General features: G+C 67.6%; 16 protein-coding genes. 7 read left to right on the top strand and 9 right to left on the bottom strand.

Annotated elements, in window-relative coordinates; genetic code table 11:
* Positions 1-16: 16 nt before the first annotated feature.
* The gene (locus SNAS_RS14485; RefSeq protein ID WP_013018185.1) at positions 17-1,063 is read right to left on the bottom strand and encodes an ArsR/SmtB family transcription factor; all 1,047 of its coding nucleotides are present in this window, start codon (positions 1,061-1,063) and stop codon (positions 17-19) included.
* Positions 1,064-1,097: 34 nt separating this feature from the next.
* Here SNAS_RS14485 and SNAS_RS14480 point away from each other — a divergent pair, with 34 nt between their 5' ends.
* Both SNAS_RS14480 and SNAS_RS14475 read left to right on the top strand, forming a co-directional pair.
* Positions 1,098-1,601: a tetratricopeptide repeat protein gene (locus SNAS_RS14480; protein WP_013018184.1), complete on the top strand. Its 504-nt coding sequence runs from the start codon at positions 1,098-1,100 to the stop codon at positions 1,599-1,601.
* Between the two features lie 25 nt (positions 1,602-1,626).
* A complete protein-coding gene (locus SNAS_RS14475; RefSeq protein ID WP_052305004.1) occupies positions 1,627-2,424 on the top strand; it encodes an HAD family hydrolase in 798 nt (265 codons plus the stop codon).
* Between the two features lie 14 nt (positions 2,425-2,438).
* On the opposite strand, the gene SNAS_RS32775 is transcribed toward SNAS_RS14475, so the two are convergent.
* Complete coding sequence (locus SNAS_RS32775; RefSeq protein WP_144300493.1) at positions 2,439-2,897, bottom strand: hypothetical protein; 459 nt, start codon at positions 2,895-2,897, stop codon at positions 2,439-2,441.
* A 165-nt stretch (positions 2,898-3,062) separates the two neighbouring features.
* On the opposite strand from SNAS_RS32775, the gene SNAS_RS14465 reads away from it, so the two are divergent.
* The 4 genes from SNAS_RS14465 (at position 3,063) to SNAS_RS14450 (ending at position 6,502) form a co-directional block, all read left to right on the top strand.
* Positions 3,063-4,274, top strand: a complete 1,212-nt coding sequence (locus SNAS_RS14465) for a WD40 repeat domain-containing protein (protein ID WP_013018181.1) — start codon at positions 3,063-3,065, stop codon at positions 4,272-4,274.
* Between the two features lie 100 nt (positions 4,275-4,374).
* Positions 4,375-4,776, top strand: a complete 402-nt coding sequence (locus tag SNAS_RS14460) for an SgcJ/EcaC family oxidoreductase (protein ID WP_013018180.1) — start codon at positions 4,375-4,377, stop codon at positions 4,774-4,776.
* A 61-nt stretch (positions 4,777-4,837) separates the two neighbouring features.
* On the top strand, positions 4,838-5,614 hold the full coding sequence (locus tag SNAS_RS14455) for an alpha/beta fold hydrolase (protein WP_211207392.1): 777 nt from the start codon (positions 4,838-4,840) through the stop codon (positions 5,612-5,614).
* A 60-nt stretch (positions 5,615-5,674) separates the two neighbouring features.
* Positions 5,675-6,502 (top strand): siderophore-interacting protein, encoded by an 828-nt coding sequence (locus SNAS_RS14450; RefSeq protein WP_013018178.1) that lies wholly within the window; start codon positions 5,675-5,677, stop codon positions 6,500-6,502.
* A gap of 7 nt (positions 6,503-6,509) precedes the next feature.
* Here SNAS_RS14450 and SNAS_RS14445 read toward each other — a convergent pair whose 3' ends face one another.
* From SNAS_RS14445 to SNAS_RS14435, 3 genes are all read right to left on the bottom strand, one after another.
* Entirely contained in the window at positions 6,510-7,964 is a 1,455-nt protein-coding gene (locus SNAS_RS14445) for a PQQ-binding-like beta-propeller repeat protein (protein ID WP_013018177.1), read from the bottom strand.
* Positions 7,965-8,055: 91 nt separating this feature from the next.
* On the bottom strand, positions 8,056-9,009 hold the full coding sequence (locus SNAS_RS14440; RefSeq protein ID WP_013018176.1) for a cytochrome d ubiquinol oxidase subunit II: 954 nt from the start codon (positions 9,007-9,009) through the stop codon (positions 8,056-8,058).
* Positions 9,002-10,225: a cytochrome ubiquinol oxidase subunit I gene (locus SNAS_RS14435; RefSeq protein WP_013018175.1), complete on the bottom strand. Its 1,224-nt coding sequence runs from the start codon at positions 10,223-10,225 to the stop codon at positions 9,002-9,004. Before SNAS_RS14435 ends, SNAS_RS14440 begins: the two co-directional genes overlap by 8 nt.
* Positions 10,226-10,347: 122 nt before the next feature.
* On the opposite strand from SNAS_RS14435, the gene SNAS_RS14430 reads away from it, so the two are divergent.
* Positions 10,348-10,668 carry a PadR family transcriptional regulator gene (locus SNAS_RS14430; RefSeq protein ID WP_013018174.1) on the top strand — a complete coding sequence of 107 codons (321 nt, stop codon included), beginning with the start codon at positions 10,348-10,350 and terminating at the stop codon, positions 10,666-10,668.
* A 7-nt stretch (positions 10,669-10,675) separates the two neighbouring features.
* Here the strand turns inward: SNAS_RS14430 and SNAS_RS14425 are convergent, their stop codons facing one another.
* The 4 genes from SNAS_RS14425 to SNAS_RS14410 all read right to left on the bottom strand — a co-directional run bounded on the left by SNAS_RS14425 (position 10,676) and on the right by SNAS_RS14410 (position 13,837).
* Positions 10,676-11,827, bottom strand: a complete 1,152-nt coding sequence (locus tag SNAS_RS14425) for an epoxide hydrolase family protein (RefSeq protein ID WP_013018173.1) — start codon at positions 11,825-11,827, stop codon at positions 10,676-10,678.
* 2 nt (positions 11,828-11,829) lie between these two features.
* Positions 11,830-12,189, bottom strand: a complete 360-nt coding sequence (locus tag SNAS_RS14420; RefSeq protein WP_013018172.1) for a hypothetical protein — start codon at positions 12,187-12,189, stop codon at positions 11,830-11,832.
* A gap of 49 nt (positions 12,190-12,238) precedes the next feature.
* Positions 12,239-12,940: a permease prefix domain 1-containing protein gene (locus SNAS_RS14415; RefSeq protein ID WP_013018171.1), complete on the bottom strand. Its 702-nt coding sequence runs from the start codon at positions 12,938-12,940 to the stop codon at positions 12,239-12,241.
* Between the two features lie 105 nt (positions 12,941-13,045).
* A complete protein-coding gene (locus SNAS_RS14410; protein WP_013018170.1) occupies positions 13,046-13,837 on the bottom strand; it encodes an S-methyl-5'-thioadenosine phosphorylase in 792 nt (263 codons plus the stop codon).
* Positions 13,838-13,852 lie beyond the last annotated feature (15 nt).

Genomic DNA, 13,852 nt, shown 5'->3' with positions numbered 1-13,852 from the left:
CGCGTTCCTGCTCAAGTCAAGGTTCGAGCAGGGTCTCGGCTTTGGGGGTTTGGTGGTAGCGGATTTCGTGGCCTTGGCGGGTGCCGGTGATGAGGCCGTTGGCTTTGAGGACGGACAGGTGGCCCGAGACGGTGGCGGGGGCCAGGGCGTAGCGGTGGGCCAGCCAGGTGGTGGTGGCTGGGGAGGAGAGGCCGGTGAGGATCATGGCTCGGGTGCGGCCGATGAGGGTGCCCAGGGTTTGGGGGGTGCCGGGGGTTGTGTGCCAGAGGGTGCCGAGGCCGCGGGCGGGGTAGATGAGGGTGGGTTGCCAGGGTTCGTCGAGGACTACGACTACTTGGTCCCATTTGAAGGCGCTGGGGACGAGGATGAGGCCTTCGCCGGACAGGTCGCGGTGTTCGTCGTCGCCTTGGGTGCGGGTGAGGGTGTTGTCGTGCCAGGTCAGGCGGGGGTGGAGTTCGGTGAGGAGGCGGTCGAGGCCGCCGGTGGCCAGGCGGCGGGTTTGGAAGGTGATGTCGGCTTCCAGGAGGGCGCGGATGCGGGGCCAGACGGGTTGGACGAGGTGGTGCCAGGCGTCGTGGATGAGGGTGGTGAGGCGGTCGAGGGTGGCGGCGGGGTCGGCGAGGAGGGAGCGGCCTAGAGCCGAGTCGGCGGCGCCGGGTGTGTCGGCCAGGGAGCGGGTGATTTCGGTGTGGACGCGGGCGGGTGGGGTGGCGGCGATGCGGACCAGTTCGGTGGCGAAGTCGGCGGCGGTTTCGAACGGGGGTGGGGACAGGAAGTCGGGGGTGTAGCCCCGGCGGGGTTGCAGGAGGGTGATGGGGCGCAGGTCGAGGGTGGTGGCGCGGCGGCGGACGGATTCGAGCCAGCGGTGGTGTTCGCCGGGTTTTTGGGGGCCGGTGAGGACGCGGATCGCGGACAGGACTTCGAAGGCCGGGGAGATCGCGAAGCGGGTGCGGCGCAGGTCGGCGGGGCTGAAGCGCAGGGTGATGGCGATGGTGGGGCCTCCCGTGGTGGTGAAGATTCGGTTGTGGGCGAATCTCTTGGTTGAGGATAGCCGGGGCGACACGATGGGCTCACCAACGAGGTGATGGAGGAAAGACATGAACGCGACGTATCCGCTGCCGAGTGCCGAGTGGGAGAAGCGCAACGACGAGCTGTGGGCCGCGATCGATGAGTATGAGCCGGAGGTGTTCGTGGCGTTGGTGGATGAGCACGCCGCGAAAGTGCCGAAGGGTACCGGTATCGCGGCGTTTGAGCGGGCGTGTTCGTTTGACTCGACCGGGCATTCGGACAAGGCGGTGCCGTTGTACCGGGAGGCATTGGAGAACGGGTTGACCGGGATTCGGCGGCGGCGGGCGGTGATTCAGCTGGCCAGTTCGCTGCGCAATGTCGGGCACCCGGAGGAGAGTCTGCGGTTGCTGACGGCGGAGATGGAGGCCGGGTCGGATGAGTTGGACGACGCGTTGCGGTGCGTGATGGCGTTGACGTTGACCGCGTTGGGCAGGGAGCGGGAGGCGGTGTCGATTCTGTTGATCGCCATGGCCGATCACCTGCCGCGGTATCAGCGGTCGATGAAGAACTACGCCCGGTTGCTGGTCGAGTGAGGCGAAGGCGGTAACACTGGTCGGCGTGGACATCGAGGTGATCGCGACCGATCTGGACGGCACGCTGTTGGATGACGAGGGACGGGTGTCGGCAAGGACGGTGCGGACGCTTGGCCGGGTGAGGGCCCGGGGTGTGGCAGTGGTCGCTGTGACCGCGCGCCCGCCCCGGGTTTTCGATGAGTGGCGGGAGCTCGGGGGTGTGGTGGACGCGGCGATTTGTTCCAACGGTGGGTTGACCTATGTGCCGGGTGAGCGGCGGGTGGAGTCGGTGCGGGCGTTGGATGCCGGGGTGGCCGCGGTGGTGGTGAAGGCGTTGCGGGCGGTGGTGCCGTCGGCGGCGTTCGCGGTGGAGACGGGGTTCACGGTGTTGGCCGAGCCCGGGTATGGGTGGGTGGATTCGGTGGGGCATCGGCGACAGCGGGTGGGTTCGTTCGAGGAGGTGCTGGTGAGGGCGGATCAGATCGTGAAGTTGTTGATGCATGACGCGGCGGGGCGGGCCGACGAGATGGTGGCGGCGGTTAGGGCGGCGGGCGTGGACGGGGTGGAGGTCTCGCATTCGGGTGGCAGTGGGTTGGTGGAGATGTGTGCCGCGGGGGTGTCGAAGGCGACGGCGTTGGAGAGGTGGTGTGCCGGACGGGGTGTGGGTCCACAGGGGGTGGTGGCGTTCGGGGACGCTCCCAATGACGTGCCGATGCTGAGCTGGGCGGGACGCTCGTTCGCGATGGCGGACGCGCACGCCGAGGCAGTCGCGGCGGCGAGTGGCCGGGCGGGGTCGAACAATGCCGACGGGGTGGCGCGGGTGGTCGAGGCGTTGGTGGGGTGAATCCGTCGGGCGAATCAGCCCAGGGGGTTGTCGCCGGGTGACAAGGTGAGTACGGCGGTGCCGTCGGCGACATCGGATATCCGCACGTCGAGGTCCTGGCATCCCAGGGCGGACTCCTTTCCCGCGGCGACGACCGCCGAGACCTCACCGCCATTGCCAGCGGATCCGAAGGTGCACTCGACGGCCACTTCCTTTGTGGAGATGTCCGTCACCGAGATCTTCTTCTTGGTCTCGCCACCGTCCACCTTGAACTCGACCTTCTTGGAAACGGCGACCTCGCAGCGGCCGTCACCACAGGCGTCGTAGTCGGTGCCGTCCTTGGCGGAGGCGGCGGCCTTGCTGGCCGCGTTCTCGTTGTCGCTTGACGATCCCTCCTCGGCACCGCTACAGGCAGCGAGGCTGACCGCGAGCATTGTCGCGGCGATGACGGAGACGAGTCGTTGGCGCCGTGGGCATCGGCGGAATGGCGTCATGTTGGGAAGTGTAGATGTGTGTCGCGCGGCCCGAGAGGCTCGCGTTCGGCGTGTGCGCCCTGGAGGCTCGACGCGTTCGTGATGCTTGCTCGGGACCGGTCCCGGTGGGTGGGCCATAGCGTTGTTGGTCTACATGCGAACGCATCTCTTGTGTGAAGGTGGACGATGGCGTTGTTGCGCGACGGTGGTGCTCGCCAGGTGGGCGGCTACGAACTGGGCTCGGGGCGGGATGACGCATCGCCCGCGGTCATGAACCAGGTGGGGCCCAATGGCGCGCCGATGGCTTATGTCCCGCCGCCCCGGCCGCCCGTGCCGCTGCTGCGACGGCGCGGTGTCATCGTCGGCGCCGTCGCCGCGCTGTGTGTCATCGTGGTCGCGGCTTTGGCGGCCGTCATCGTGCTGCGGCCGCAGCACACATCCGGTGTGCTCGACGGCGGCGGCACGCCCAGCGAGGCGGCTTTGCCCAGTTACGCCATAGCCGACGAACGCACCCTCGACCCGCCCGAGACACTCAACGCGTTGACATTCAGCCCGGACGGGAAGCTCCTGGCCACCGGCAGCGGATACAGCCGAAACACTCAACTGTGGGATGTGGACACCGGTGAGCAGGTCGCCGAACTGAAGGGCACCAGCCCCTGTGCCCAGGAATTCAGCCCGGACGGCAAGCTCCTCGCGACCGGCGGATGTGCGGGCGAAGAAACCGGGGTGCAGCTGTGGGACGTCCGCACTGAGGACAAGATCGCCACGATCACCAAAAACGACAGTGAGGATCTGGCGTTCAGCCCCGATGGCAAGACGCTCGCCACCATTGGCAACAATCCCCACGACGGCCTCAGGCTGTGGGAAGTCTCTACAGGAGATGAGATCATGCATCTCGACATGGAAGACGCCATCGATTTCACCTTCAGCCCCGACAGCGCCACATTCGCCGTCACTCCCTCTCGCGCCGACCTCGATGACCCCTTCAGGGCCGAGTTGTGGGACATGCGAAGTGGCGACAAGATCTCAAGCTTCACCGTCAACGGTGGCACCGTGACCTACAGCCCGGACGGCAAGACTCTCATCACTGCCAGCTGCGGCGGTACCGTTTCACGTTGGGAGGTCCGGACCGGCGACAAAGTCGACTCCCACAGGCTGGTCGATTGTTTCGATCTCAGCTTTAGTTCCGACAGCAAGGTTCTGGCCATCGTGAACCTTGAATTCGAGGAGCCTCCAGGTACCACACTGTGGAGCGTGGAAACGGGCGACAGACTCCTCACCCTCTCCACACAAGAGGCTTATCACGTCGCGTTCAGCACCACGGGCAAGGCGGTGGCCGTCAACACCTCTCTCGAAGCCAACACCCATGACGAAATCGTCCTGTGGCGGCTCAAGTGACGGTGTCGCGCGAGTCATAGCGGTCAGGGTTGCGGAGCGAATCGCTCCGCATTACCGTTCAAACGGAGCAAAGCGCTCCGATTGAACGAGAGGAACCGTCATGAACACCGAGATCGAGGCCATTCACCGCACCTTCGCCGAGTACCAGGAGCACCAGACCGAGCCGGAACCGTTCTTGGCCATGCACCGCGACGAGACCATCGTGGTCAACATCGCGGGGCGGCGGGTGCTGGGCAAGGAGGCGCTGGCGCAGGCGATGACCGCCGCGTTGGCGTCGCCGCTGGCGCAGGTGCGCACCACCTTGGACATCGAGGATGTCCGGTTCGTGCGCGAGGACGTGGCGCTGGTCAGCGCGATCAAGAACGTCCACGATGAGCGCGACGAGAAGGACGAGGCGGACGCGGGGTTTCCGAGCACGGGAGCGTTGACACTGTTGCTGTCCAAGGAGGAGGGACAGTGGCGGGTGGCCTTGGCGCAGACCACTCCTCGGCTCGCGACGTGAACGGCGGTGGCCGTGGCGCGGTGTCCGGCGAGGGCACCGCGTCGCGGCTACAGTGATGATCATGAATGAGGTACTGATTCCGGTTGAGGGTGGACACATCTGGGCCGACGACTCGGGCACCGACGGGCCCGTGGTCGTGTTGCTGCATCCAGGGGTGGGTGATTCGCGGATCTGGGAGCCGATCCTGCCGCGACTGACCGCTCGCTACCGGGTGATCCGTTATGACGTTCGGGGGTACGGGCGGTCGCCCAAGCCCGCCGCCGCGTTCACGTACTACGGGGATTTTCTGTCCGTTGTGGAGCACTTCGGACTGGATCGGGTGCGGCTGGTGGGTTGCAGCATGGGCGGCGGGGTCGCGTCGACCTTCGCGGTGGAGCAGCCACAGCGGGTGGAGAGCCTGGTGTTGTTGTGTCCGGGTTTTCCGGGCTTCGACTGGCCCGAGGACGACACCGACGCCGAGATGGAGGCGCTGATCAAGGCCGCCGACGTCAACGGCCTGGCGCTGCTGGGGATGCGGTTGTGGGCGCGCAGCGAGGAGGACCTGCCAGCGTGGCGGCAGTTGCAGTCGGCGGCGGCCGGGTGGCTGGCCGAGGCGGAGTTCCTCGGTGAGGAGCCGCCGGTGTTCGATCGGCTGGGTGAGGTGTCGGCGCCGACGGTGCTGATGGTGGGTGATCTGGATCTGTCGGCGTTGATCGACAGCAATGTGCAGGCGTCCGAACGGATCCCGGGGTGTCGTCTGGTGTGGATGCCGGGGGTGGATCATCTGCCGCCGTTGCGGGAGCCGGGGTGGGTGGCCGACACGATCGTGAAGCATTTCGAAGGAACACAGGGAAGTTAGGTAAGGCTGACCTAAGTTAGGATGGCGGGGTTTCCACCCCCGGAGTCGAAGGAACCCGCCATGGCCCGCACCAACATGACCTCCACCCGCGTCAAGCCCGAGACCGCCCAGCTGGTGACGTTGCGGGTGTTGCGCAGTCAGCGGATTTCGCCGCACTTCGTGCGGGTCACGCTCGGCGACGGCGACATCGGGCAATTTAAGTACCTCGGGTTCGACCAGTGGTTCCGGCTGTTCATCCCGGTGTCGGACGACTCGCTGAGCCGGTTGCCCAACGCCACCAAGGTGAACCTGCCGATGTACCTGAAGTACCTGCGCATCGCCAAGACCGATCGCCCCGTCCTGCGCAACTACTCGGTGCGCGCCTTCCGGCCCGAGGGCCCGGAGCTCGATGTGGACTTCGTGGTGCACGGCCACGGCGACGACGCCGGACCGGCCGCGACCTGGGCGCAGAACTGCAAGACCGGCGATCCGGTGGCGGTCATCGACGAGGGCTGCGGTTTCAATCCGGACGCGTCGCTGCGTCGGGTGACGCTGGTGGCCGACGAGTCCGGGCTGCCCGCCGCCGCCGGGATCCTGGCCAGCCTGGACGCCGACGTCACGGGGCAGGCCATCCTCGAGATCCCCGACGCCGCCGACGAACAGGAACTGCGAGCACCCGACGGCGTCGCGGTCACGTGGCTGCCGCGCGACGGATCATCCGAGATACCGGGCCGGTTGGCGCTGGCCGCGGCGATGGAACTCCCGCTGCCCGCCGAACCGTTCTACGGCTGGGTGGTCGGGGAACAGCAGCTGCCCACGGGTTTGCGCAGGCACTGGGTCAAGAACGGCGTGCCCAAGCAGAACATCATGTTCTGCGGCTACTGGCGCACCGGCAAGGCCGCGGGCTGAGCCAGCTTCAGTCCCGGTACTTCCACAGCCGGTATCCGGGTTCGGTGGCGCAGGCCAGATTCGGCCCGGCGATCTCACAACCCGGGTAGGCCGGATAGGAGTCGAGTTTGGACACCCGGCCGTCCTCGGCCTCGACGATGGACACCTCGGCGTCGTACACCTTGGCCTCGGCGCTGGTGTAGTCCGAGGCGCTGACCGCGGCGAAGACCTTGTCGTCGGCGGCGGTGTACCAGCCCTGGAGGATCTCCCCCATCTCCTTGAAGTCCTTGTCGTACAGCTGGGTCTCGATGGGGCTGTCGGTGCTGTAGCTGGAGAAGTAGGCCACCGCCATGGTGTCGCCGACGAAACTGATGGAGGCGTAGGAGGCTTCCTTGTCCTCGGGCGCCTTCCACACGACGCCTTCCTTGAGATCAATGACGGCGTTGCCGGAGCGGGTGGGTTCGCTGGTCCAGTAACCGCTGGCGCACATGAGTTTCGCGGTGCACGGCGACAGCTGCGTGAAGGTCTGTCCCTTCTCGCCCTTCCAGCTGTCGATCTTGGCGAAGTCGTCCTTCATGTCGTAGGCGGTGATGGTCTCGCGGGTGCGGTCGTCGTTGGTGGTCTTGGCGTACAGGACGTCGTCGAAGGCGAGCAGCGCGACCGAGCCCTCGGTCACGGCCGACTTCTTCTCGGTGACGACCTTGCCGTCCTTCTTGTCGAGGATCTTCACCGATCCGTCGTATCCCACCGTCAGCAGCTGTTTCGCGTCGATCGGGTTACCGGCGTAGGGCAGGTCGCCCAGGTTGTCGGCGCTCGCCACGGCGACGGTGTTGTCGCCGGAGCCGACGTCGATGCTGGCGTCCCAGATCTTGTCGCCGTTCGCGTCCAGGACCTCCATGTCGCCGCCGGTGGTGGTGCGGACCGGGACACCGCCGATCATGCGGTGGTAGGTTCCCGAGTCCTGTGAGGTCAGTTCGTGGGCTTTGCCGGTCTTCGCGTCGACCAGGAAGGCGTTGGTGGACGAGGACGCCGTCTCCTGCACCAGCAGCGCGTCCTGACCGGGGTCGATATAGGTCACCGAGTACTCCTCGCCGACCGCCAGCCCCTCGTCGAGGCTCCACTTCTCGGCGCCGGTCTTCGCGTCGGCGGCGGTGATCCAGGTCTTGCGGTCCTGCGAGGTGGTACGGAAGTACACGGTCTCCCCGGCGAAGACGACGTCGTGGTAGGTGCCGTCCCCCATTCCCTCGGGGTAGGCGATGGGGCCGTTCCAGACTCCTCTTTGGCCGGAGGGTCCGTCCGTTGTGGTGAACAGGATGATGCCGCCCACCGCCACCAGCAGCACCGTGGCCAGTCCGGCGATGATCAGCGCCACCGCCGTCGAGCCCGCCGGTCGGGGGGCGGTCGGGACGGCGACTCCGGGATACGTCGGCGAGATCGGCACGACCGGTTGGGTGCCGGTGTGGGGCGAGGTGGGGTCGGTCATGGCGTCCTCCGGGCGGGAAGAGGGGGCACCACGTGCGTGCTGCCCCCGCCCCCGAAGGATATCCGGACAAGGTGTCGCGATCGTGGACGCTTCAGTAGAAGCCGGGTTTGGTGGGGCTGGCGCGCCAGATCCACCAGGTGGCGGCCTGGAATCCCAGCAGCACCGGCAGTACCGGGACCGCGGTGGCCAGCAGGAAGTCCAGTGAGGAGTTCGCCGCCACGGCCTGGGTCAGGGTCAGGGAGTGGGCCGCGTCCAGGTCGACGTACAGGTACGGGTACATCGCGGCCGCGGCGATGATCATCGGCAGTGTCGCGGCGGTTCCGGTGGCGATGAGGGCCAGGCCGGGACGGTTGCGGCGGCGCAGTCGTTGCGATGCCAGGATCACCGCGATCAGTGCCAGCGCGCCGATGGCGGCGATGACCGGCTGGTTGACGGCGTGGGCGTTGACGGCGGCGGTCAGGGCCGCGGCGATGACCAGGACCACGGCCGAGAACGTCATCCGGGAGCCGATCAGGGCGGCGCGGCCGCGGATGGGATCGGGGGTGCGCACAGCCAGCAGGCTGGCACCGTGCATGGTGAACAGTGCCGTGGTCAGCGCGCCGGTGATGATGGGCAGTGGCCCGAACCGCACCGGCATTCCCTGTAGCACCAGGCCGAAGGACGCGCCCCAGCCGAAGGAGATCAGCGCCGCCGACCCCACGATCAGCAGGTCCCACAGTGGACGCGCGAACGTGGCGCGGCTGCGGATCTGGACCGCGGCGGTGAACAGGACGATCGCGGCGATCAGCGGGAACAGCGCCGGGTACAGACCGGTCAGCAGGGCGCCCTCGGCCAGCGGGAACGCGGCCAGCAGCAGGCCGAGCCCGGCCACCAGCCACACCTCGTTGCCCAGGAAGAACGGGCCCAGCGCGCCCAGGATCAGGCGGCGTTCGGTGTCGGTCCTGCCGCACAGCCGCAGCAGCACCCCGACGCCGTAGTCGTATCCGGCCAGGGCGAAGTAGCCCGCGAACACGGCTCCCAGCAGCACATAGAACAGTTCAGCCACGGTTGGCTCCTTCCAGGACGGGCGCGGGTGCGGCCGCGGGTTTGCCGTAACCGGCGTCGGGTTCGATGCCGAAGATCTCGCGGTTGGGTCCGCGCACGGCGTGACGGGTGATGAGCCACCAGTTGGTCAGCAGCAGCAGGCCGAGCAGGACGGTGAACAGCCAGAACGATGTCCACAGTGTGGTGACGCCGATGTCGCTGACGGCGTCCTCGGTCTTCTGGACGCCGTAGACGATCCACGGTTGGCGTCCCATTTCGCGGAACACCCATCCGGCGATGGCCGCCGCGAACGGGAACGGCAGCGCCAGCCAGAACAGCGGCATGAAGAACCACAGCTTGGCGGGCAGTTTCCAGATCACGATCGGCGACAGCAGCAGCATGATCGGGGTGGCCAGTTCGGCGGTCAGCATCATGATGTGGAACGCGGGCTCGACACCCAGTCCTTTGCCCAGTTCCTTGGCGGGCTGGATCTGGTTGACGAAGCCGTACTGGGCCCAGCCGGTGCCGAACGCCCAGATCATGCCGAACAGCCCCATGAGGTAGCCGAGCCGGAACGACCGGGTGAAGAAGTCCTTCTCCTTGCGGCGGAACAGGTGTGCGGCGCTGACGACCACGAGGATGACGCCGCCCGCGGTCAGCGCGGCGCCGAGGATGTGCACGAAGGCCCAGATGGTGCTGGGGTTGTTGAACAGTGCCGCGGCCGAGGTGAGGTTGGCGCGGCCGTCGTCGGTCAGTTCGAAGCCGGTGGGGTTCTGCATGAACCCGTTGGCCACCAGTACCCAGAACGCGGAGGCGTAGGCGGAGGCGGCGACCAGCCAGATCAGCAGGGTGTGGATCCAGACCGGCAGTTTGCCCCAGCCGAAGATCCACAGTGCCAGGAAGGTCGACTCGGCGACGAAGGCCACCAGGGTCTCGACCGCCAGCGGAGCGCCGAAGACGTCACCGACCAGATGCGACAGTCCGGACCAGTTGGTGCCGAACTGGAACTCCATGATGATGCCCGAGGCGATGCCGACGGAGTAGTTGATGACGTAGATCAGTCCCCAGTAGCGGGTCATGCGGAAGTGCAGGGCGCGCTTGACCGGGTTGCGGGTCAGGGCGGCGCGGGTTTGCAGCGTCACCAGTACCACGACCAGGCCGAGGGTGACCAGGACGAACATCCAGTGGATGGAGGTGGTCACGGCGAACTGGAGCCGGGCCACGTCGACGGCGGTCATGACCCGCCTCGTTCTGATATGTAGGTGAGCAACATGTCGTGAGCCTACATGTCGACAGACGCAATATGCAAATCTGCCGTAGAACTGGCATTTTCGTCTCACTACCGGTAGATTTACTACGCATGAGGGCAGACACATTGCGTGGACACCTGGACGCCATGCTGCTGGCGGTCCTCGAATCCGAACCCCACCACGGTTACGCGATCATCGAGGCGCTCAAACAGCGCAGCGGCGGCGAGCTCGACGTGCCCACCGGCACCGTCTATCCGGCACTGCGCCGTCTGGAGCGTGCCGGGTACCTGCGCAGCAGCTGGAGCAATGTGGGCGGACGCGAACGCCGCACCTACGCCCTCACCGGCGCGGGCACCAAGGAACTGGCCGCGCAACGTGGACAGTGGCGGCAGACCGCCCGCACCATCGGATCGGTGCTGGGCACCGACTAGGGCAGGCTCACCGCGCGGCGAGCTCGCCGAAGAAGTCGCGGACGTCGGCGACCATCAGTTCGGGCTGCTCCATGGCGGCGAAATGGCCGCCGCGAGGAAACTCCGACCAGTGCACGATGTTGTGTGCCTTCTCGGCCAGGCTGCGCACCGGTTTGACCAGGTCGCCGCCGAAGACCGCGACGCCGGTGGGCGTGGCGGTGGGTTGCAGGTACGGGTCGGTCCCCGAGCGCATCGTCTCCAGGTAGATGTGGGACGAGGATCCCGCGGTGCCGGTCAGCCAGTACAGCATCACGTTGGTCAGCAACCGATCGCGCGACACCGCGTCCTCGGGAACGGTGTCGCTGTCGGTCCACTCCTTGAACTTCTCGGCGATCCAGGCCAGCTGCCCGGCCGGGGAGTCGGTCAGCGCGTAGGCGAGGGTCTGCGGCCGGGTCGCCTGAAGGTGGGAGTAGCCGGTCCGATCGAAGGTGATCCGGTCGACGGCGTCCAGTCGTTCCCGCTCCTGTGCCGTCAGGGCCTCGTACTCCGCGTCGTCGGGCCGGGGCGTGGCCAGGGCGTTGAGATGGACGCCGACCACGCGCTCGGAGAAGAGGATGCCCAGCTGGTGCGAGATCGGGTAGCCCCAGTCGCCGCCCTGCGCGCCGTAGCGGTCATAACCCAGCCGACGCATCAGTTCCGCCCAGGCACCGGCGATGCGTTCCACCGTCCAGCCGGTGTCCGGGGTGGGTCCGGACAGACCGTAGCCCGGGATCGTGGGCAGTACGAGATGGAAGGCGTCGGAGGCCCGGCCGCCGTGGGCCACCGGGTCGGTCAGCGGCCCGATCACGTCCAGGAACTCCACGATGGACCCGGGCCAGCCGTGCGTCATGATCAGCGGCAGCGCCCCGGCCTCGGGCGACCGGACGTGGATGAAGTGCACATCGGCCCCGTCGATCGTCGTGGTGAACTGGGGATACGAGTTGAGCAGCTTCTCGTGACCGCGCCAGTCGTACGTGGTGCGCCAGTACTCGACCAGTTCCCGCATATAGGACACGTCGGCGCCGTACTCCCAGCCCACCCCCGCGGGCTGGTGCGGCCAGCGGGTGCGGTCCAACCGGTCGCGCAGGTCCGCCAGCCGTGACTCGGGGATGTCGATCCGGTAGGGGTGGATGTCGTTCATCGTCAGACCGCCTCGGTTTCGGGGAACTGCTCGGAAAGCCAACGGGTGTGGGACTCCCAGGCGGCCTGCTTGCTGGTGCCCAGCGCCGCGCCGATCTGGGTCCACGACGCGCCGACAGCCCGCGCGGTGCGCACGCCCAGCTGTCGTCCGTACCCGGCCTTGCGGGCGATCAACTCCCCCAGCGCCAGCATCTCCAGCGCCTCGGCCGCCGACAGCGGGAGCGGGTCGTCGGCGTTTCGCGGCAGGGCCTCGTCGGTGTCGGTGACCGGTGGCGCCAGGGCGTCGCGGCTGCGCAGCTGGTCGTAGCGGGCCACGGCGGTCAGCAGGGTGTGGTGGCTTTCGAGGTCCTCTGGCGTCGGCATGGGCCAAGTATTGCGTCAAGATTGCTTGACGTCAAGTTTTCTTGACGACTTATCCGGCTCCCAGCGCCTTGGCCCGGCTGGCCACCCGCAGGCACCGCCACGCCAGCCAGATCATGCAGGTGCCCGCCACCAGCGTGATCGGCCCGAAGACCATGCCGAAGATGCCCGCGGCGCCCTTCGGGGTGCCGGGGTCGAACGCGCTGGTCAAGAACGAGCCCGCGATCATCATGAAGGCCAGTTTCCCCAGCAGCACGTAGGCGACCGCGCGTACGAACGCGACCCGAAACGCCAGCCAGCGCGCCCCCAGACCGAACACGACCAGCGCCAGGGCGGCGCCGAGACTGGCCGTCCACGACACGATGTCCTGCAACTGCGCCATCACGAACGCGGCGTCGGGCACCGGCTTGGTGGTGCGCGGCGAGTTCGACCACAGGATCCGCGACGAGACCTCCAGGATCGGACCCAGGACCGCCAGGAACGCCAACGCGAACCGGGCCTGCCGGGCCGCCAGTTCCACCTGGTAGCCACCGGCGATCTCGCGCGGGTCGCCGAACTCCTCGATCGCCAGTTCCACCGCCCGGTCCGGCGGTGTGCCCTCGGCCCGGTAACCCTCGGCGGCGTCGGTCAGGCCGTCGCGGACCTCGCGCAGCATGGATGCCTTGGCGGCGCGCGGGCCGTACAGCTGCGCGCGCAGAGCCGAGACGTGACCGGCGATCGGGTCGGCGTCGGTCGTCGCGGCCGTTGCCGTCATCGTGGTCGCCTCCTGCGAATTCGGGCGGATTCCACTCATGAATACCAGGTGGGACCGGGCGCCGTCATCGGGAGAAAACCTGAAAGAACCCTGAGGGGTTCCTGGTCACAGTGGCTGCGGTTTCAGGGCCGCGCAGGCGCGGTCGGGTCCGTCGCCCACCTTGGCCACCAGATCGCGCAACAGTTCCCGGATCCGGGCGATATTGGCCGCGAAGGCCGCGAAGACCTCCTCCTGGGTGACGCCCTCACCGACGGCGACCCCGGCGTCCACATCGGTCACCAGGCACAACGGCACGTAACACAGTCCCAGCTCCCGGGCCAGCGCCACTTCGGGCATCGCGGTCATGCCCACGATGGACCAGCCCTGCGCCTGGTACCACAGCGATTCGGCGCGCGAGGAGAACCGGGGGCCGCCGATGACGACCAGGGTTCCCGCGTCCCGCATCGGCCAGCCCTGGGAGCGGACGGTGTCCACGGCCAGTTCGCGTCCGGCCACACAGTACGGATCGGCGAAGGACGCGTGCGCCACCCGGGGACCGTCGAAATAGGTGCCATCCCGGCCGTGGGTGCGGTCGACGACCTGGTCGGGGACCACCAGCGTGCCCGGCTCGATGGCCGGGTCGAGACTGCCCACCGCCGACACCCCGATGACGCGGGTGACGCCCAGCGAATCCAGGGCCCACAGGTTGGCGCGGTAGTTGACGCGGTGCGGCGGGTGCTCGTGCGAGGCGCCGTGCCGGGGCAGGAAGGCGACCTCGCGTCCGGACAACCGGCCCAGCGCGATCGGGGCGCTGGCCGGGCCGTAGGGGGTTTCGGGTTCGACGTATCGCGGGTCGTCCAGCAGCTCGTACAGTCCGGAGCCGCCGATGATTCCCAGGCGAGTGACAGAAGCGCTCATTGCCACGACTCTACG

Origin of the sequence: Stackebrandtia nassauensis DSM 44728 (assembly GCF_000024545.1) — a bacterium.
GTDB classification, from domain to species: domain Bacteria; phylum Actinomycetota; class Actinomycetes; order Mycobacteriales; family Micromonosporaceae; genus Stackebrandtia; species Stackebrandtia nassauensis.
The sequence above is the reverse complement of the archived record's forward strand: the minus strand, read 5'-3'. Positions and strand labels throughout refer to the sequence as shown.